The organism is Pseudomonas sp. SP16.1, from assembly GCF_052682975.1.
The window spans coordinates 2,308,851-2,327,840 of sequence record NZ_JBQYFZ010000001.1 but is presented as its reverse complement, the minus strand read 5'-3'; the positions used below and the strand labels follow the sequence as shown (position 1 = coordinate 2,327,840).

Below are 18,990 nucleotides of genomic sequence, written 5' to 3'. Positions count from 1 at the left end.
CGACCTCAGCGCTTGCCGGCGCTGAGAATCGCCAGGGTCAGCAGGCCGGCGACTATGCCCCAGAACGCCGAGCCGACACCGGCCAGGCTCATGCCCGAGGCGGTGACCAGGAAGGTGATCAGCGCCGCCTCGCGCTCGTTGGGCTCGCTCATGGCCTGGGTCAGGCCGCCGATGATCGAGGCGAACAGCGCCAGCGCGGCGATGGACAGGATCAGCGCCGCCGGCAGCGCGGCGAACAGCGCCGCCAGGGTGGCGCCGAAGATCCCGGCGATGCCGTAGAAGGCCCCGCACCAGACCGCCGCGGTATAGCGCTTGCGCGGGTCCTCATGGGCTTCCGGGCCGGCGCAGATCGCCGCGCTGATGGCCGCCATATGAATGCCGTGGCTGCCGAACGGCGCCATCAGGATCGAGATCAGGCCGGTGCTGGTGATCAGCGGCGAGGCCGGCACCTCGTAGCCGTTGGCGCGCAGCACGGCCATGCCCGGCAGGTTCTGCGAGGCCATGGCGACGATGAACAGCGGAATGCCGATGCTGATCGCCGCGGCCAGGGAGAAGCTGGGCGTGGTCCAGGCCGGCGTAGCCAGCTGCAGGCGGAAGTCGCTGAAGTCCAGCAGGCCGAAGACGCCCGCCAGCAGGCTGCCGGCCAGCAGCGCCGCGAGTACCGCGTAGCGCGGCCACAGGCGCTTGCCGAGCAGGTAGGCGAGCAGCATGACGATCACCAGCAGCGGTTGCTGCTCGGCGGCCACGCAGATCTCCAGGCCGATCTTGAACAGCACGCCGGCCAGCAGCGCGGCGGCGATGGAGGCGGGGATGCGGCGCATCAGGCGGTCGAAGGTGCCGGTCAGGCCGATCAGCACGATCAGCCCGGAGGCCAGGATATAGGCGCCGATGGCCTCGCCGTAGGAGACCTGCGGCAGGCTGGTGACCAGCAGTGCTGCGCCGGGGGTGGACCAGGCGATCATCACCGGCGCGCGGTAGCGCAGCGACAGCACGATGCTGCCCAGCGCCATGCCGATCGACAGTGCCCAGATCCACGAGGAGATCTGCCCGCTGGACAGGCCGGCGGCCTGGCCGGCCTGGAACATCAGCACCAGCGAGCTGGTGTAGCCGGTGAGCATGGCGATGAAGCCGGCGACCACGGCCGAGGTGGAGGTATCGGCCAACGGGCGCAGGCGGGCGGGGGCGGCGTCTTGCATCAGAACAGTCCGGTGTCGACGAGGATGGGATAGAGGGAGGCGACCAGCAGCAGCGCCATGCCGATATTGAAGGTGCGCAGCGCGCGCGGATCGTCCAGCCAGTTGCGCAGCAGGCTGCCGGCCACGGTCCACAGGCCGACGCTTGGGCAGTTGACCAAGGCGAACAGCGCGGCGATCAGCAGCACGTTGCTGACGAAGCCGTCCTGTGGCGTGTAGGTGGTGATGGCGCCGATGGCCATGATCCAGGCCTTGGGGTTGACCCACTGGAAGGCCGCGGCCTGGAGGAAGGTGAACGGCCTGGCGGCGGGGTTGTCGCGGCTTTCCGGCGCGCCGGCTTGGGCGATCTTCCAGGCCAGATAGAGCAGGTAGGCGGCGCCGAGGTAGCGCAGCACCTCGTGCAGCACCGGCACGCGCTCGAACAGCTGGCCGAGGCCCAGGCCCACCGAGGCCACCAGCAGCATGAAGCCGAGGCTGATGCCGAGCATGTGCGGGATGCTGCGGCGCACGCCGAAGTTCACCCCGGAGGCGAGCAGCATCATGTTGTTCGGCCCCGGGGTGACCGAGGTGACGAAGGCGAAGGCGACGAAGGCGAGCAAGAGTTCGGCGGTCATGGGGCTTCTCCGGTGACAGGCCATCAGCCTATGTCGCCGCCGGGTTGGCGTCGCGGTACAGCCACCCGCGGGTTGAACCGTACAGTCTGGTCAAGTGCCGCGCGCCTGGTTAGCCTCGGAGTTTTCCCGAAGCAGGACAGGCCTGATGCAACCGGACAATCCCTATAGCGCGCCGCAGGTGGACCTGCTCGAAGCGACAAGCGCTCCCCGCCTGCACGGCTGGAGCGTTCGCCAGCTGCAGGTGTTCGGCTGGCTGGCGCTGGTCTCGGTGCTGGCCAATGCCCTGCTGTTGGGCCTGCTGCTGGCCGGCAGCCTGCTGGAGGAGGGCGAGGCGCAGCTGCTGCTGGCCTACACCGACTGGCTGAACCTGGCGCTGGTGCTGCTCGGTTGCTACCTGCTGCTGCGTTTCAAGGCCTTCGCCGAGGCGCGTTTCGCCGCCAGGGGGCTGGGCGTGCCGATCTGGGCGCTGGTGGTGGTGACCCTGTTGCTGGAGGCGCTCGATGGCCTGTTCGGCGCGCGGCTGTTCGCCGCCCTGGATTGGCCGACCGCGAGCTACATCGGCGTGCTCTGCCTGATGGGCGCCTGTACCGCCTGGCTCGGCGTGCGTCTGCTCAAGGTCGACTACCCCTATCCGGCGCTGCGGGTGATGGCTTGGCTGGACCTGGTTGGCGGGCTGATGCTGGCCAGCGTGGTGCTGATGCTGGTGGCCGTGCTGCCGCTACTGGGTGCCGGTGTGGCGCTGATGCTGGTGTTCTTCAAAGGCGCCTCCGAGTTGCGCGAGAGCGGTGGTCAATAGCCGGGTGCGCCGTCGGGGGGGGCTTGCATTGTAGGGTGCGCCGTGCGCACCGACGTTAAACGAGGCGCCTTGGTGCGTGCGGCGCACCCTAGCGGCCACTGGCCAGGGCCAGGTTGACCTTGAGCCAGCCCTGCACGGCCTCTTCGCCGACTTCGGCGAACACCCGCTGCAGCAGGCGCGCCTGTTCGCGACGCAACGCCAGCTCCAGCCTGGCGCCTTCGGCGGTGAAACCGAGCAGGCGCTTGCGCTTGTCGTCTTCTGCCGCCTCGCTCTGCACCAGGTTCATCTCGATCAACTGACGCAGCGGCGTGTTCAACGCCTGCTTGCTCACGCCCAGATAGCCGAGCAGCTCCTTCATGCTCAGGCCGGGGTACTTGGCGATGAAGAACAGGATGCGGTGGTGCACGCGTGACAGCCCGCGCCTGGCCAGCATCTCGTCGGGCTTGGCGGTGAAGGCCTGGTAGCCGAAGAAGAAGGCCTCCATGGCGGCCTGCTGGACGGCTGGATTCTTCACGGCCTGCCATCCGTTGCGGCCCCCCTGCGGGCCGTCGCCGGGCGACGTTAAAAATTTCTCGGGGAAATTTTTTAGGTCAGTCATATTGACGTATCTCTGGGCGGCATCGTAGTTTCGGTCAACAAGTTTGACCCAAATCTCCAGTCTTTTGCACCCCAGGTAATTCCATGGCCTTCTCCGAACGCATCGCCCGTCTGAAAAGCTCCCTGATCCGTGAAATCCTCGCTGCGGCGCAGCGTCCGGAGGTGATGTCGTTCGCCGGCGGGCTGCCTGCCGAACCCATGCTGCCGAAGGTGGACTGGGCCGGGATGCCGGCGAGCATGGGTCAGTACGGCATGAGCGAGGGCGAGCCGGCCCTGCGCGAAGCCATCGCCGCCGAGGCGCGCGCCCTGGGTGTGCCCTGCGAGGCCAGCCAGGTGCTGATCGTCAGCGGCTCGCAGCAGACCCTGGATCTGGCCTCCAAGCTGTTCATCGATCCGGGCACCGAGGTGCTGCTCGAGGCGCCGACCTACCTGGCCGCGTTGCAGGCCTTCCAGCTGTTCGGCGCCGCTTGCATCAGCGTGCCGCAGGAGGCCGACGGCCCCGAGCTGGCCGTGCTGCGCCAACGTCTGGAAACGCATAAGCCGGCTTTCGCCTACCTGATTCCGACCTTCCAGAACCCGTCCGGCACCCGTTACAGCGAAGCCAAGCGCGAAGCGGTGGCGGCGCTGCTCGACGAGTTCGGCGTGACCCTGATCGAGGACGAGCCTTACCGCGAGCTGGTGTTCGATGAAGGCAGCGCCACGCCCATCGTCAGCCGCCTGAAGAAGGCCAGCTGGATCTACACCGGCACCGTATCCAAGACCCTGCTGCCGGGCCTGCGCGTCGGCTACCTGATCGCCACCAAGGACCTGTTCCCGCACCTGCTGCGCCTGAAGCAGTCGGCCGATCTGCACACCAACCGCATCGGCCAGTGGCAGGCGCTGCAGTGGCTGGGCAGTGAGCAGTACCGCGGCCACCTGGCCGAGCTGCGCGATTTCTACCGCATCCGCCGCGACGCCATGCAGGCCGCGCTGCTGGAGCACTTCGCCGATCTGGCCGAGTGGGAGATTCCGCAGGGCGGGCTGTTCTTCTGGCTGACCCTCAAGCAGCCGCTGGACACCCGTACGCTGCTCGACGCGGCGCTGGCGCAGAACGTCGCCTTCATGCCGGGTGAGCCGTTCTTCATCGATCCGGACGCCAATCCGGGGCATTTGCGACTGAATTTCAGCCATGTGGCGCCGGCGCGCCTGGGCGAGGGGCTGCGCCGACTGGCCGCGGTGATTCAAGAGGCGCAGGCGAAGTAGAGGCTTGCAGCACGGTATGAGCCGGCTTGCTGGCGATGCTCTTGCTAAGGCAGATCGCCGGCAAGCCGGCTCCTACGGGGAAAAGAAGGAAACACGGGGAGGGCAACGCGATGTTCAAGGTTTACGGCGACTATCGTTCGGGCAATTGCTACAAGGTCAAGCTGATGCTGCATCTGCTCGGCAAACCCTATGAGTGGGTGCCGATCGACATCCTCAAGGGCGAGACGCAGAGCGAAGCCTTCCTGGCCAAGAACCCCAACGGCAAGATTCCGGTGCTGGAGCTGGATGACGGCACCTGCCTGTGGGAGTCCAACGCCATCCTCAACTTCCTCGCCGACGGCAGCGAGTTCCTGCCGACCGAGCCGCGCCTGCGCACCCAGGTGCTGCAGTGGCAGTTCTTCGAGCAGTACAGCCACGAGCCCTACGTCGCGGTGGCGCGTTTCATCCAGCTCTACCAGGGCTTGCCCGAGGCGCGTCGCGAGGAACACGCACGCTGCCTGGCGCTGGGCTACAAGGCGCTGAAGGTGATGGAAAAGCAGCTCGAGTGCACGCCCTATCTGGTCGGCGATCGGTACTCCATCGCCGATATCGCCCTGTATGCCTACACCCACGTGGCGGACGAGGGCGGTTTCAGCCTCGAGGCGTTCCCGGCCATTCGCGCCTGGATCGAGCGGGTGGCCAGTCATCCGCGTCACGTGACCATGCTGGGTTGATCAGCCCTCGGTGGCAGGCTGCACCCGCGAGGCGCAGTGCTGCCGCCACATCAAGGGGCTCATGCCGGTCTCGCGGCGAAAGGTGCGGCTGAAGTGCGACTGGTCGCAGAAGCCGTGGGCATGGGCGATGCGCGTCAGCGGCTCGTCGGTGCTGCGCATCATTTCCCGCGCCGCCTCGATGCGTTTGCGCGCCACGTAGGCCAGCGGCGTGATGCCGAAGGTCTGCTTGAACACATGGGAGAAATGGCTGCTGCTCAGGTTCAACTGGGTGGCGAGGTGGCAGGTGCGGATCGGCACATCCAGGTTGCGGCTGATGTAGTCGTCCAGGCGGCGCACCTGCCAGCGGGTCAGGCCTCCCGTGTGGCCGCTGCTGCACGGGTCGCAGACATTCTCCTGACGGAGCAGCGCCATGGCCTGGTCGAGATAGAAGTAGGCACGTTGCGTGTCTTGCTGCAAAACCGCCTCGGCCTCGCCGAGCAGGCGGGCGATCCGCGCCAGTCGCTGCGGGGCGGTCAGCGCCTGTTGCAGGTAAGGCGCGATGCCGCGCATTTCTCCGAACGAACCCATCTTGAGCCTCCTTGTCTGTTCAGACGCAGAGCATGCTCGGCGGGCCGTTCGCCGCCCAGCTCACAAGGTGGCGGAGGCGGACAACACTAAAGTGGCAGGCCGACTTCGAGGACGCCGCGCTGTACGGCGATGGCCACGGCATGGGTGCGATTGTTGGCACCGAGCTTGTCCATGATCAGGCGCATATGGCCCTTCACCGTGTCCTCTGCTATGTGCAGCTGCAGCGCGATATCCCGGTTGGAGTAACCGAGTGCGGCGGCCTGCAGTACCTCCACCTCGCGCGGGCTGAGGCTCTGCTGGCCAAGATGCTCGGCCAGTTCGGCGGCGATCTCCGCAGGAATGTGGCGCTTGCCGGCGGCCACCTGGCGGATGGTCTCGACCAGCTCCTTGCGCAGGCTGCTTTTCAGCAGGTAGGCCTGGGCGCCGGCCTGGATGGCATGCAGGGCGCGTACGTCGCCGCGGTAGGTGGTGAGGATGGCGATGCGTGCATCCGGGCATTCGCTACGGATGGCCTGGATACACTCGATGCCGTTCATGCGCGGCATCTGCAGGTCCATCAGGGTGACGTCCGGGCGCAGGCGGCGGAAGCAGTCCAGCGCCTCCTGGCCGTCGCCGGCTTCGCCCACCAGCTCGATATCCTGCTGAGTCGCGATGACGGCAGCGATGCCCTCGCGCAGCAGCGGATGGTCATCGGCGACCAGCACGCGGATGGGGTTGGCGATGCTCATGGGCGCGGGCTCCTCGTGAATCTTTTCCAGTGTAGCCCGCGGCGGACAGGAGCCTCAGGCTGCCGGTAAGCCAAGGCTCCGGCCAGCACCAGCCGTACCTGGCTACCGCGCCCCTGGGCGCCGTGAATGCTGAGCGTTGCGCCAATCTTGGCCGCGCGCTCGTACATGCCTTGCAGGCCCCAGTGATCGACGGCATCGACGCTTTCCAGATAATCGACGCGAATGCCGCAGCCATCGTCGACCACCTGCAGTTCGAACTGGCGCGAATCATAGTTCAACTGCACCTGCACGTTGCCAGCGCGGGCGTGACGAAAGGCATTGCCGACGGCCTCACGGGTCAGCTGGTAAAGCTCGTCATGGACCACCGGGTGCAGGGCAATGGGCGTGCCTTTTATGTCGATCCGATAGGTTACGCCCGGGTGTTCGAGCAGATGCTCCAGCTCGCCCAGTGCCTGGGGCAGGTCGACGGGACCTTGAGGCACGCTGCGCAGGTCGCGTACCCGCTCACGCCCCTCGCTGATCACCTGGTCGGCGCGGTCCAGTGCCTTTTCCAGCAGGCCGCGGGTGGGCTGCTCGGCCGGCAGGCTATCGGCTGCGGCCTGTACGTGCAGCATCAGTCCCTGCACGCCCTGCAGAAGGGTGTCGTGCAGCTCGCGGGCGATACGCTCGCGCTCCTCGTGGCGTTCTTCCAGACGGGTGCGCAGGCGCTCTGCCGCGCGCCGCATGTTGCTGCGGTAGAGCAGGTGCAGCGCGCCGAGCAGGGCGACGCCGAGCGACAGCAGGAACAGGGGCTGATGGTAGAACACCGGCGCGATGCTGAAGCTGAGCTCGGCGTCCTGATCGCTGGCCACCCCGCTCTGGTTGAGTGCGCGCACCCGAAAACGGTAGTCGCCGGCGGGCAGGCCGGTATAGGTGGCTTCCCGCTGGCGGCCGGCGGAATGCCAGGTGTGATCGAAGCCGTCGAGGCGATAGAGAAAATGCAGCCCCTCCGGCGCCGACAGGCTCAGTGCACCGTAGCCGATGACCAGACGCTGGCTGGTCGCCGGCAACTCGGGCCTGGTTCGTGGCGCGAAGCTTTCACCGTCCACCACGAACGAATCGATACGTACCCGCGGCGGAGCGCCATTGTGCGAGGTACGCAGCGGATCCAGGCCGACCACGCCGTCGCGGCTGACGAACCATAGCCGATCCTGGCCAGCTCGTACTGCGGTGGGCAGGGGCAGTACCTGGTGGGGGTCGTTGGCCAGGCCACCCTGCGGATGGTACGTGCGGTAGCGGATGCGATGCGCGGGGTTGGCCAGGGACTGGGCGATCTCCCCGGCAGGTAGCTGGAAAATACCACCCTTGCCCTGCAGCCAGAGATCCTCGCCCGCCTCGACCTGCACCGGGACGATGGCGTAGAGGTTTTCGAACAGACCATTTTCCGGCAGTTGCAGCCGCTGGAAATTCTCCCCGTCGAAGCGGGCCAGGCCATGCTGGCCGCCGACCCAGGCGTATCCGGGCAGATGGGCCATGGCGGTCACATGACCGATGTCCAGGCCCTCGGCCGGGCCCCAGTGGCGCTCGCCGCGGTCGTCATGGCTGACGATCAGGTTGTCGCGGTAGCCGAACCAGCGCCTGCCATCGGGTGCCAGGGCGGCGCTGACCGGCATTCGCTGCGCCGCCCTGGTGCTCGGCGGCGGCAGCCTCTGCCAGCGCCCGTCGCGCAGGACGAACAGGCCCTGGCGGTTCAGCGACAACCATAGCGTGCCCTCGCGATCGACCAGCATGGTGCGCACCGGGGAGTCCAGGCTGCGTTCGACCGGCAGCTCGGCAACCTTTTCCAGATCTTTGCCGGCACTGCGCCAGACGCCCTGTGACCCGGCCAGCCAGGCTCTGCCCTGGCTGTCGCGGGCGGTGGCGCTGATCGGCGTCCGCAGCGGCAGATAATGCAGGCCGTCACGATCCAGGCGCATCACCGGCAGGTTGCCGCTGCCGGCCCAGAGAGCGCCTGTCTCGTCCGCCACCAGCGCCAGGTTCTGCGCGTTGGCGGGAAAGCCCGCCGGTTGCAACGCCCGGTCGCGCAGACGATCCAGGCCATTGAGGGTGCCTATCCAGAGGCTGCCTTCGCTATCCTGATGCAGCGGCGCGGCGACCTCGGAGCTGAGCCCGTCGCGGGCGCTGAAGCGTTCGAGGGCGCCGAAGCCATTCGCCCCGTGGCGATTCGGCTGCGCCACTTGCAGCACACCGCCGCCGGCGGTGCTCAGCCACAGCGCGCCACGCTGGTCGAACAGCAGGGCATTGACCGACTCGCCGATGGCGATGCGGCTGGCCTGCCAGGACGACGTATCCAGCCGCAGTAGCGACTCGCCCTCGCGTTCGGCCAGCCACAACGCGCCGTCGGGGGCCTGCATGATCTGCCGGGGGCGTCTGACCGCGATGCCGCTGTCTTGCAGCCTGAGGGCGCCGGGAGCCCGCCAGTAGAGGCGTTGTTCGTCGGCCACCCAGAGCCGCCCCGTGGCATCCAGTAGCAGGGCGTAGGCGTTGTTGCCGGCAAAGCCGGCTTCGCTGGATAGCTGCTGCCAGTTCTGCCCGTCGAAACGCATCAGGCCGTCGTTGGCGGCGGCCCACAGCTGGCCGTCGGACGTCTGCGCGAGGGCATAGATCACGCCGCGTCCCAGGTCGAAGGCGGCCGCTACTTCTCCCTCGGCGTCGATCAGGCGCACGCCGCCATTGCGCAGGCCAACCCACAGGCCGGCGTCGCTGGCCAGCAGGGTGGAGACTATGCCCAGCTCCTGGCCGTCGGGCGCCAGGTAGCGGGTGAAGTTCAAGCCGTCGAAACGGTACAGCGAATCATGGGTGCCGAGCCAAAGAAAACCGTCGCGGGTTTCGGCCAGTGCGCCGATCTGGCTGGGGCCGTCGTCATTGAGCGTCCAGCGCCGATGTTCGAGGCGTTGCTGCAGTTCGACGCCTTCGGCAGCAGCGGCGGTGCAGAGCAGCAGACACAGCAAGGCCAGTGCCGCGAACAGAGGATGAAGCTGCGAGGCGGTTGTCGATTCAGAAGCGTCCCAGCTGGTTTTGTGCCCATTCGATGCAGTAGTCGGCAATGGTTTCCCAACCCGGTTCGGCAATCAGCCAGTGGCTGTAGCCGCTGAAGTGTTTGAAAGTGGTGACCGCCGTCGAGCCCCGGTGGCGCCGATAGGCCGCCGCGACCGCGGCGGGGCGGACGCTACGGTCCGCACCCGCAGCAATCAGCAACAGCGGTGGGCGGTCTGGATTGCCGAAGTCGATACGGCTACCGATGCCCAGCGCGTTGTCGAAGAATACCCGGCCCGGTGCCGACACGATATGCCGCGCGTATGCAGCGGCCTGTCGTTCCGGCGTCAGCGTCTGCGCCATGCTGCGAGCGAAATGTTGCGGGCTCATGTGCAGCACGCCGCGCCATAACGCCTGGCGCAGCAGACAGGGCCCGCTGCCGCGCAACCCTTCCAGCCCGCCGTGGGCCGGTGGCGCGATGGCGATGCCGGCGCAGCCCAGGCCGCGGTCGAGCAGCAGCTGCACGATGAGGCCGCCTAGATCGTGGCCGATCAGCAGGGGCGGCTGTTCGAGGTGGCGGACGTGCCGAGCGTAATGGGCGAGGATGGCGGCGATGCCCAGGCTGGCCGTTGCCCGCGGCGGCTGGCTGCGCTGAAGCGCCAGATCGGCAGCGAGCAGCGGCCAGGCCGGCGCGCTGCAGCTGTAGCCGCAGGCCTCGAAACGACGGCGGAAGCGGCTCCAGATCAGCGGGGTGAGCCAGGTCCCATGAATGAACAGGGCCTGCCGGCTCATGGCGCTGGATGTCTTGCCGGCGTTGCGCCGCCGGGGCGGCGGTCATCGCGGTCGGCATGCCGAGTCTCCGCCGGCGCCTGCTTGCCCGGCACCAGGAAATGGTCGATGCGTATCGCCACCCCGGCGCTCTGGAACTGTCTGGCGGCGGCCTCGATGCGTTGCTCGGCGCGGGTGACCCGGCCGTGGTGGCGCAGGTGCTCGAGCCAGGACTCGTCGAAGAAGAACTCCTGCCAGTGGCGCGGGTTCTCGCTGTTCTGCACCAGGCCCCAGGAGAACGCACCGTTGCGCCGACGCATGCGCGCCACCTCGCTCATTGCCTGACGAAAGGCCGTGGCATGCTCCGGGGCGATGTCGTAGTGCAGGGTGACCATCACCGGGCCGCGCTCGAGGTCGGCTTCGTCGGCCAGGATCGGCGCCGGCCAGTGCAGTGACGGTGCGAGATCCTCGGCTTCGGTAACCGGCAGCGGAAAGCGCGACGTCAGCAGCCCGCCCAGCGCCAGGCAACCGGCCGCGGCGAAGAGGGCGAGTGGAATCGACGCCTGGCTGGCGACGAAGCCCCACAGTGCGCCGCCGGCGGCCATGCTGCCGAAGAACACCAGGATATAGACGGAAAGCGCTCGCGCCCTTACCCAGTCCGGCACCGAGGTCTGCGCGGCGACCTGCAGGCTGGACAGCACGGCGATCCACGCCGCGCCGCTGAGCAGCATCACCGGCAGCAGGGCGGCGAAGTGGCGCAGGCTGGCCAGGGCCAGCAGCACCAGGGCGTAGAGCAAACTGGCCAGCAGCACTAGGCGGTCGCTGCTGATGCGCTCGCGAATGCGCGGCAGCAGGGTGGCGCCGAGCACGGCGCCGACGCCGACGCTGCCCAGCATCAGGCCGAAGTCGCTGGCGCTGCCCTGCAACTCGCCGCGTACGATCAACGGCAGCAGCGACATGCCGGCGCTGGCGCCGACGAAGAACGCCGCGGCGCGTACCAGCACCGCCTGTAGCGGTTTCGAGGCGCGGCTGTAGCGCCAGCCGGCACGCATGGCACCTAGCAGGCGTTCGGCCGGGAAGCTGGCGACCTGGTGCTCGCGCTTCCAGGTCAGCAGCACCGCCATCACCGCGAAGAACGACAGGGCATTGAGGGCGAAGGTCGCCCAGGGGCCGCTCAAGCTGACCAGCACCCCGGCGATGGCCGGGCCGAGCGCACGGGCGACATTGATGCCGAGGCTGGACAGGGCGATGGCCGAGGGTAGGTCGCGCTTGCTCACCAGCTCCGGCGTCAGCGCCGACCAGGCCGGCATCATCAGCGCGGTGCCGACGCCCATGGCCAGGGTCATGCCCAGCAGCAGCCAGACCGTGGTCAGGCCGAGCAGGGTGAGCACGGCCAGCAGCGTCGCCACCGCGGCCATCCACAGCTGCACGCCGAGCAGATAGCGGCGCTTGTCGACGATATCGGCCATGGCACCGGCCGGCAGCGCCAGGAGGAACATCGGCGCCGAGCCGGCGACCTGTACCAGCGCCACGTGCATGGGGTTGGCCGACAGGCTGGTCATCAGCCAGCCGGCACCCACCTCGTGCATCCAGGTGCCGATGTTCGAGGCGATGCTGGCCAGCCACAGCCAGCGGAAGGTGCTGTGCTTGAGTGCGCCCCAGGGCGAAGGTTTATCGCTGGCCATGTCAGAAGGCAAAGCAGGAGCAGCCGAAGGCGCCCCAGAAGCCCTGGTGATCGCTCACCGGCACACTGCTGCGACGCGCACGGTCATGCTGGTGCTGATGCACCGCGCAGGCGCCGATGCACTGGTGGATGCTGGCGGCCATGGGCGCCGCGACCGGCTTCCAGTGCCCGGGCACCATCGCCACCGGCGACCAGTCCGGCAGTACCGGCAGCGTCGGCGGGGCGAGCTTGTCGAACTCGCCGGTGCCATGCACCACCTTGCCGCCGACGATGGTCAGCACCGACTCCAGCCACTTGATCTGTTCTTCCTCGATGCTGAAGAAGTCCGCCGTCAAGGCCACCAGGTCGGCCAGTTGGCCCACCTTGATCTGGCCCTTCTTGCCCTGTTCGCTGGAGAACCAGGCGCTGCCGTGGGTGAACAGCTGCAGCGCGGTGTCACGCGGCAGCCCCTGCGGATTGAGCGTGGTGCCGCCGACCGTCTTGCCGCTGACCAGCCAGTACAGCGCCGTCCAGGGGTTGTAGCTGGCCACGCGGGTGGCGTCGGTGCCGCCGCCGACCGGCACGCCCTCGGCCAGCATGCGCTGGATCGGCGGGGTGGCTTCGGCGGCCTTGGCGCCGTAGCGGTCGATGAAGTATTCGCCCTGGAAGGCCATGCGGTGCTGGATGGCGATGCCGCCGCCGAGCGCCCGCACCCGCTCGATGTTGCGCGGGCTGATGGTCTCGGCATGGTCGAACAGCCAGGGCAGGCCGTTGAACGGCATGTCGCGGTCGACCTTCTCGAACACGTCGAGCATGCGCGAGATGGATTCGTCGTAGGTGGCGTGCAGGCGGAACGGCCAGCGCTGCTCGACCAGGTGACGCACCACCGGTTCGAGATCGGCTTCCATGCTCGGCGCCAGGTCCGGGCGTGGCTCGACAAAGTCCTCGAAGTCGGCGGCGGAGAACACCAGCATCTCGCCGGCGCCGTTGTGGCGCAGGAAGTCGCTGCCGTCGCCCGGCTTGACGATCTTGCTCCAGGCCTGAAAGTCCTGCAGTTCTTCCTTGGGCTTCTGGGTGAACAGGTTGTAGGCGATGCGCACGGTGAGCTGATCCTTGGCGGCCAGCTCCTGGATCACCTGATAGTCGTCCGGGTAGTTCTGGTAGCCGCCGCCGGCGTCGATGGCGCTGGTCACGCCCAGGCGGTTGAGTTCGCGCATGAACTGGCGGGTGGAGTTGACCTGATACTCCAGCGGCAACTTCGGCCCCTTGGCCAGGGTCGCGTAGAGGATCAGCGCATTGGGCCGGGCGATCAGCATGCCGGTGGGTTCGCCGCCGGCATCGCGCTGGATCTCGCCGCCGGGCGGGTTCGGCGTGTTCTTGTCGTAGCCCACGGCGCGCAGCGCGGCGCGGTTGAGCAGGGCGCGGTCGTAGAGGTGCAGGACGAACACCGGGGTGTCGGGCGCCGCCTTGTTCAGTTCATCCAGGGTCGGCAGGCGTTTTTCGGCGAACTGGAACTCGGTCCAGCCGCCGACCACGCGCACCCACTGCGGCGTCGGCGTGCGCTCGGCCTGCTCCTTGAGCATGCGCAGCGCATCGGCCAGCGACGGCACGCCCTCCCAGCGCAGCTCCAGGTTGTAGTTGAGGCCGCCGCGGATCAGGTGCAGGTGCGAGTCGTTGAGGCCGGGGATCACCGTGCGCTTCTGCAGGTCGATCACGCGCGTGGCATCGCCGCGCAGGGCCATGGCCTCAGCATCGCTGCCGACGGCGACGAAGCGTCCGTCCTTGATGGCCACGGCGCTGGCCTGAGGTTTTTCGCGGTCGACCGTGTGCAGGCGACCGTTGTAGAGAATGAGATCGGCACTCATGTTGCCTCCTGATGAACTGGCGGACGAGTCGCCGGACATGGCGGCGAAAGGCAGCGCGGACCACAGCGCGCCGGCGGCGCCGAGCACGCTGCTGGTGGCGAGAAAATGGCGACGTTTCGGGTCGGAAGGCTCCTGGCTCATGATAGTTCCTCATCGGTGCTGGGGCTCAGCCAGGTGGCGAACAGCCGCGTGGCCATGGGCATGAACAGGTACACCACGAGCAGGACGACGCTCAGGGTGATCACGACGTTGCTCGGCAGGTAGCCGCCGAGCCAGGGAGCGAGCTGAAACAGGGGTTGCCAGAGCAGCGGCACGAGTAGGCTCAGCGGCAGGATCACCAGGAAGGTGACGCAGACCTGTTTCCAGCGGGGCGGTGGCGTCTGCGCGGTTTCCGGCGTGAACCAGAATTCCTTGCCCTGGGCGATCTCCAGCTGGTCGCCAGCGCGCAGCAGCGGCTCGATCTCGGCGATCAGCTGGCGCCTTTGCTCCGAGTCGATCCAGTCCTGCAACTGCTGCAGGCCGGCGAAGCGCAGCACGCAGGTGAATTGCGCCAGGCTGGCCTGACGGCTACGTACCACGTCCACGCCGAGGTGGCCGGGGCATTGGCTGGCAGTGGTGATGATGCGCCGTAGCCAGGCCTCGTAACGCGGCACATGGTTGGGGCGTACCTGATGGCGCACCACCAGGGTGACGGTTTCCTGTTGCGTCTCGCTCATGCTGGAGACTCTGCGCGTGGCCTTGGTCTTGTCGATCCAGCGGCGCGCAGCGATGCGCGCCACTGGTCGAGTCGGGGGCGTTTCCGCCGTCATGGGCTCAGATGGGGGCTGCCACCGGGGCCAGGGTCGGGCCGTGCTGCACCCGCTCCGGCGCCTTGTGCACCATGGTGTAGGCGTAGTCCACGCCCATGCCGTAGGCACCGGAGTGTTCCTTGACCAGGGCCATGACGGCGTCGTAGGTGTCGCGGTTCTTCCAGTCGCGCTGCCACTCCAGCAGTACCTGCTGCCAGGTCACCGGCACCACGCCGGCCTGGATCATGCGCTGCATGGAGTAGTCGTGGGCGGCCTGCGAGGTGCCGCCGGAGGCGTCGGCGACCATGTAGATCTCGTAGCCGGCGTCATGCATGGCGGAGAGGGCGAAGGTGGTGTTGCACACCTCGGTCCACAGGCCGGAAACGATGACCTTGTTGCGGCCGTTCTTCTTCAGCGCGTCGCGAACCTTCTGGTCGTCCCAGGAGTTCATCGAGGTGCGCTCGAGCAGCGGCGCGTCGGGGAATACGGCGAGCAGTTCGGGGTAGGTGTGACCGGAGAAGCTTTCGGTCTCGACCGTGGTGATGATGGTCGGCACGTTGAAGATCTTGGCCGCCTTGGCCAGGCCCACGGTGTTGTTCTTCAGGGTTTGCCGATCGATGCTCTGCACGCCGAAGGCCATTTGCGGCTGCTGGTCGATGAAGATCAGCTGGCTGTTGTGCGGGGTCAGGACTTCGGTTTTTGGATTGCTCATAGCGGTTACCTGTCGGTGAGGCGGTGGACGATGCACGCATCCCGTCGGTCGTTACCGTCGGGTAGACGAAAGGACTATTGCAGAGCGGTCGCCGCCTGGATTGGATGTAACTGCGGTTCTGGTATCGGGCTGTGGCGCTCAGGCCAGGTGTTCGCGCAACGCCGCGCCGGCCTGCTGCATGGCAGTGCGTACCGCAGGCACCTCGGCGATCACGTTGAGCAGGCCGTAGTCGTGGATCATGCCGTTGTAACGCACGGCGCTGACCGCGACACCGGCCGCGCCCAGGCGGCGGGCGTAGGCTTCGCCTTCGTCGCGCAGCACGTCCATCTCGGCGCTCTGCACCATGGCCGGTGGCAGGCCTTGCAGCTGCTCCAGGCTGGCGCGCAGCGGCGAGGCGTGGATCTCGTTACGCTGCTTCGGGTCGGTGGTGTAGTTGTCCCAGAACCACTCCATCATCCCGCGGGTGAGGAAATGCCCCTCGGCGAACTGGTTGTAGGAGGCATTGTTGAAGCTGGCGTCGGTCACCGGCCACAGCAGCAGCTGGAAGCGCAGCTTCGGTGTGCCAGCTTCCTTGGCTTTCAGCGCCACCACCGCCGCCATGTTGCCGCCGACACTGTTGCCGGCCACGGCCAGGCGTGAGCCGTCGACGCCGATCTGGCTGCCATTGGCGGCCACCCATTGGGTCGCCGCGTATGCCTGGTTGATCGCAGTCGGGTATTTCGCTTCGGGCGAGGGGGTGTAGTCGACGTAGACCGCCGCAGCGCCGGAGTGCACCACCAGGTCGCGAATCAACCGTGCGTGGGTCGGGTAGTCGCCCAGCACCCAGCCGCCACCGTGGAAGAACATGAAGCCCGGCAGGTTGCCCTGGCTGCCCGCCGGGCGCACCACCACCAGCTTCAGCGTCTGGCCGGCAGCCTCGATGCTGTGTTCGTGGGTTTCCACGGCCGATAGATCGACCTCGACCGAAGCTTGCGCGCCCACCAGCACGGCGCGGGCTTCGGCAGGCGATAACCGTTCGAGTGGCGTGCCACCGCCGGCGGCCAGGGCTTCGAGAAAGGCTTGGGTGTTGCGTTCCACGCCGGGACTATCGGCGCCAAGGTTGGCGGAGGGCTGCATGGCGATTCACCTCATGATGGCTGAAGGATCTGTAGCGCTACTGCGTCGGGCATCTTCTGCCCATCAGGTCGTTCCGGCTTGTACCGGCCTGCCGTTTTGGCACCAGGCTGCTGCCGGGCTGCTGAAGTGCGGCGTTCGGGTAGCCCGCCGAGCGGGAGAGGACGCACGCCGGGGTTGCTCGACCCGTTTTTCCAGGTTTCTCGAAGATTCTGCTGCCTGACCCGTGCCCGACGGCCGTTGCGCTTTTGGTTCATGGCGAGCCCTACGCCATAAGGCTGGTGCCTTTTACCCGCGGCGAATGGCCGATCGTTGCCGGTCATTGCCGGCGACATGCAGGCCGGCACGCCCGGTGCTCGCTCGGCACCTCGACCAGGAACGCTGGACAAAACGGCCAGTGCGCGGATAATCCAGCCCATCTTCCTGTTACCCCGGCTTCGCCACCCTTATGCGCAAGACCCTGCGTACCGCCCTGATCTGGATCCTGATGTTGGCCCTGCCGGCGCAGGCCATGGCGGCGCTCGGCATGCAGTTGTGCGAGCAGGTGCACCGCAGCGGTGCCCAGCAGATGAGCGGCGGCGAGCACGATGAGCACGGCATGCACCACGACATGGCGGCCGACAGCGCGCATCTGGATGCCGCGCCTGTCACCGCCGGTGAGCTTCCCGCCGATGGCAGCCTGTGCACGCTGTGCGCGTTCTGCGTCGGTGCCGCGGCGCCGGGGCAGCCGCTGCTCGGCGATGCTTCCCTGCATGCCGTCGAACCGGCCATAGCCTGGCCGGATCGTCTCGTCGCGACCGTGTCCGACACCCCCGAGCGCCCCCCACGCTTCGTTCTCGCCTGAGTCTTCGAGGTAGCGCCCGCCGCTTCGGCTGAGGGCGCCTGTTGCTCACGCGGCCGCCTGGCCGCCGTATGCGAGAACAATTCATGACTTTGCAACCCCTTGCCGGGTGGCTGCTGGGCATCGCTGCCCTGGCGCTGCCCGGCATCCTGCCGGCGGCCCAGCCCGACCCGCTGGACGCCAACGCCGCCGTGCCGGCGCAGGATTACCGTTCCCCCCTCAACGACTACCGGACCCAGGCCGACGAGCCGTTGCAGGACTGGCGTGCGGCCAACGAGCTGGTCGGCCGTATCGGCGGCTGGCGCACCTACAGCATGGAAGGCTGGGAGCAGCCGGCCGAGCAGGGCGCCGAGCCCGTCGAGGGAGGTGGCCATGACCACCATTAAACCTGCCGTACTGCTCTGCGCCGCGCTGCTGCTGGCCGGCTGCGCCGGCTTCAGCCAGGACGGTGGCTTCGATCCGGTGCAGCAGGCCGCCGAGCGTCAGCTGGACAAGCAGCTGCTGTGGGCCCGCGACGAGGCCGGTCGCAGCGAGATCGACGCGCGCGTCGCCGAACTGCTGGCCGAACCCCTGAGCCTGGACGCCGCGGTGCAGCTGGCGCTGCTCAACAACCGTGGTCTGCAGGCGTCCTTCGACGAGCTGGGCATCGGCGAGGCCGAGCGGGTGCAGGCCGGGCGCCTGCCCAATCCCGGCTTCTCCTACGGCCGCCTGGAAAAGGGCAGCGAGGTCGAATACGAGCGCGGCCTGCACCTGAATCTGGCGCGGCTGATCGCCCTGCCGATGGCCTCGCGCCTGGAAGGGCGGCGCTTCGAGCAGCTGCAGCGGCAGACCAGCCTGGCGGTGTTCGACCTGGCCAGCGAGACGCGCAAGGCCTGGTACCAGGCGGTCGCCGCCGAGGAGAGCCTGGTCTACGCGCGGCAGGTGCTGGACGCCGCCGAAGCCGGCGCCGAGCTGGCCCGGCGCATGGCCGCGGTGGGCAACTTCAGCAAGCTGCAGCAAGCCGAGCAGCAGAACTTCTACGCCGAGGCCGGCATCGGCCTGATCCAGGCCGAACAGGCGCGGGTGCGCAGCCGCGAGCAGCTGACCCGTCTGCTCGGCCTGTGGAGCGAGCAGCAGGGCTACCGCCTGCCCGAACGCCTGCCGGCGTTGCCGAAAACCGCGGACGAGTTACCGGACGTGGAGCGCCTGGCCATGAGTCAGCGCCAGGACATCCAGGCCGTGCGCCTGGATGCCGAGCGCCTGGCGCAGAACCTCGGCCTGACCCGCACCACGCGCTTCATCAACGTGCTGGAGCTGGGCGTGGTCAACAACCGCTCAAACGAGGAGCCGACCCAGCGCGGCTACGAGATCAGCGTCGAGCTGCCGCTGTTCGACTGGAGCGGGGCCAAGGTGGCGCGGGCCGAGGCGCAGTATCGCCAGGCGCTCAACCGTGCCGCCGAGACGGCGATCAACGCCCGCTCGCAGGTGCGCGAGGCCTATCACGCCTACCGCAACGCCTTCGAGCTGGCGCAGCACTATCGCACCGAGGTGCTGCCGCTGCGTCAGCGCATCGCCGAGGAAAACCTGCTGCGCTACAACGGCATGTTCATCGGCACCTTCGACCTGCTCGCCGATGCGCGCCGCCAGGTGCAGGCGGTGGATGGCTATTTGCAGGCGCAGCGTGACTACTGGCTGGCCCGCGCCGACCTCGACATGGCCCTGCTGGGCGCCCCCAATCCCTCGCTCGGCGCGGCGCCTGCCGCTGCTGCCGAGCCGGCCGCCGCCGGCCACTGAAC

Annotated in this window: 18 protein-coding genes; 6 read left to right on the top strand and 12 right to left on the bottom strand. The window is 67.8% G+C overall.

What is annotated here, in order from left to right; all coding sequences use genetic code 11:
* Positions 1–5 precede the first annotated feature (5 nt).
* A complete protein-coding gene (locus ACUTAF_RS11250; RefSeq protein ID WP_445580030.1) occupies positions 6–1,196 on the bottom strand; it encodes a benzoate/H(+) symporter BenE family transporter in 1,191 nt (396 codons plus the stop codon).
* Complete coding sequence (locus ACUTAF_RS11245; RefSeq protein WP_445580029.1) at positions 1,196–1,807, bottom strand: LysE family translocator; 612 nt, start codon at positions 1,805–1,807, stop codon at positions 1,196–1,198. Before ACUTAF_RS11245 ends, ACUTAF_RS11250 begins: the two co-directional genes overlap by 1 nt.
* A gap of 145 nt (positions 1,808–1,952) precedes the next feature.
* Here ACUTAF_RS11245 and ACUTAF_RS11240 point away from each other — a divergent pair, with 145 nt between their 5' ends.
* Complete coding sequence (locus ACUTAF_RS11240) at positions 1,953–2,603, top strand: hypothetical protein (protein WP_445580028.1); 651 nt, start codon at positions 1,953–1,955, stop codon at positions 2,601–2,603.
* Positions 2,604–2,691: 88 nt separating this feature from the next.
* Here ACUTAF_RS11240 and ACUTAF_RS11235 read toward each other — a convergent pair whose 3' ends face one another.
* Positions 2,692–3,087: a MarR family winged helix-turn-helix transcriptional regulator gene (locus tag ACUTAF_RS11235; RefSeq protein WP_445582433.1), complete on the bottom strand. Its 396-nt coding sequence runs from the start codon at positions 3,085–3,087 to the stop codon at positions 2,692–2,694.
* Between the two features lie 197 nt (positions 3,088–3,284).
* Between ACUTAF_RS11235 and ACUTAF_RS11230 the strand changes: the two genes are divergently transcribed.
* Both ACUTAF_RS11230 and ACUTAF_RS11225 read left to right on the top strand, forming a co-directional pair.
* Positions 3,285–4,442 (top strand): aminotransferase-like domain-containing protein, encoded by a 1,158-nt coding sequence (locus tag ACUTAF_RS11230; RefSeq protein WP_445580027.1) that lies wholly within the window; start codon positions 3,285–3,287, stop codon positions 4,440–4,442.
* Between the two features lie 110 nt (positions 4,443–4,552).
* On the top strand, positions 4,553–5,155 hold the full coding sequence (locus ACUTAF_RS11225; protein ID WP_445580026.1) for a glutathione S-transferase family protein: 603 nt from the start codon (positions 4,553–4,555) through the stop codon (positions 5,153–5,155).
* Here ACUTAF_RS11225 and ACUTAF_RS11220 read toward each other — a convergent pair whose 3' ends face one another.
* From ACUTAF_RS11220 to ACUTAF_RS11180, 9 genes are all read right to left on the bottom strand, one after another.
* Positions 5,156–5,722 (bottom strand): helix-turn-helix domain-containing protein, encoded by a 567-nt coding sequence (locus tag ACUTAF_RS11220; RefSeq protein ID WP_445580025.1) that lies wholly within the window; start codon positions 5,720–5,722, stop codon positions 5,156–5,158.
* A gap of 86 nt (positions 5,723–5,808) precedes the next feature.
* Entirely contained in the window at positions 5,809–6,450 is a 642-nt protein-coding gene (locus ACUTAF_RS11215; protein ID WP_445580024.1) for a response regulator, read from the bottom strand.
* Positions 6,447–9,440, bottom strand: coding sequence for a sensor histidine kinase (locus ACUTAF_RS11210; RefSeq protein ID WP_445580023.1), 2,994 nt, complete (start codon positions 9,438–9,440; stop codon positions 6,447–6,449). Before ACUTAF_RS11210 ends, ACUTAF_RS11215 begins: the two co-directional genes overlap by 4 nt.
* Positions 9,441–9,486: 46 nt before the next feature.
* Entirely contained in the window at positions 9,487–10,257 is a 771-nt protein-coding gene (locus tag ACUTAF_RS11205) for an alpha/beta hydrolase (RefSeq protein WP_445580022.1), read from the bottom strand.
* Positions 10,254–11,918: an MFS transporter gene (locus ACUTAF_RS11200; protein WP_445580021.1), complete on the bottom strand. Its 1,665-nt coding sequence runs from the start codon at positions 11,916–11,918 to the stop codon at positions 10,254–10,256. The genes ACUTAF_RS11205 and ACUTAF_RS11200 overlap by 4 nt, the downstream gene beginning before the upstream one ends.
* Position 11,919: 1 nt before the next feature.
* A complete protein-coding gene (locus ACUTAF_RS11195; protein WP_445582432.1) occupies positions 11,920–13,761 on the bottom strand; it encodes an amidohydrolase in 1,842 nt (613 codons plus the stop codon).
* Positions 13,762–13,898: 137 nt separating this feature from the next.
* Positions 13,899–14,477 (bottom strand): antibiotic biosynthesis monooxygenase, encoded by a 579-nt coding sequence (locus ACUTAF_RS11190; RefSeq protein ID WP_445580020.1) that lies wholly within the window; start codon positions 14,475–14,477, stop codon positions 13,899–13,901.
* Positions 14,478–14,574: 97 nt separating this feature from the next.
* Positions 14,575–15,261, bottom strand: coding sequence for a hydrolase (locus ACUTAF_RS11185; protein WP_003243736.1), 687 nt, complete (start codon positions 15,259–15,261; stop codon positions 14,575–14,577).
* Between the two features lie 138 nt (positions 15,262–15,399).
* On the bottom strand, positions 15,400–16,377 hold the full coding sequence (locus tag ACUTAF_RS11180; RefSeq protein ID WP_445580019.1) for an alpha/beta hydrolase: 978 nt from the start codon (positions 16,375–16,377) through the stop codon (positions 15,400–15,402).
* Positions 16,378–16,822: 445 nt separating this feature from the next.
* Here ACUTAF_RS11180 and ACUTAF_RS11175 point away from each other — a divergent pair, with 445 nt between their 5' ends.
* The 3 genes from ACUTAF_RS11175 (at position 16,823) to ACUTAF_RS11165 (ending at position 18,988) form a co-directional block, all read left to right on the top strand.
* Positions 16,823–17,218 carry a hypothetical protein gene (locus tag ACUTAF_RS11175; protein WP_445580018.1) on the top strand — a complete coding sequence of 132 codons (396 nt, stop codon included), beginning with the start codon at positions 16,823–16,825 and terminating at the stop codon, positions 17,216–17,218.
* 83 nt (positions 17,219–17,301) lie between these two features.
* A complete protein-coding gene (locus ACUTAF_RS11170) occupies positions 17,302–17,601 on the top strand; it encodes a hypothetical protein (protein WP_445580017.1) in 300 nt (99 codons plus the stop codon).
* The gene (locus ACUTAF_RS11165; protein WP_445580016.1) at positions 17,588–18,988 is read left to right on the top strand and encodes a TolC family protein; all 1,401 of its coding nucleotides are present in this window, start codon (positions 17,588–17,590) and stop codon (positions 18,986–18,988) included. Before ACUTAF_RS11170 ends, ACUTAF_RS11165 begins: the two co-directional genes overlap by 14 nt.
* The last annotated feature ends 2 nt before the right edge of the window (positions 18,989–18,990 follow it).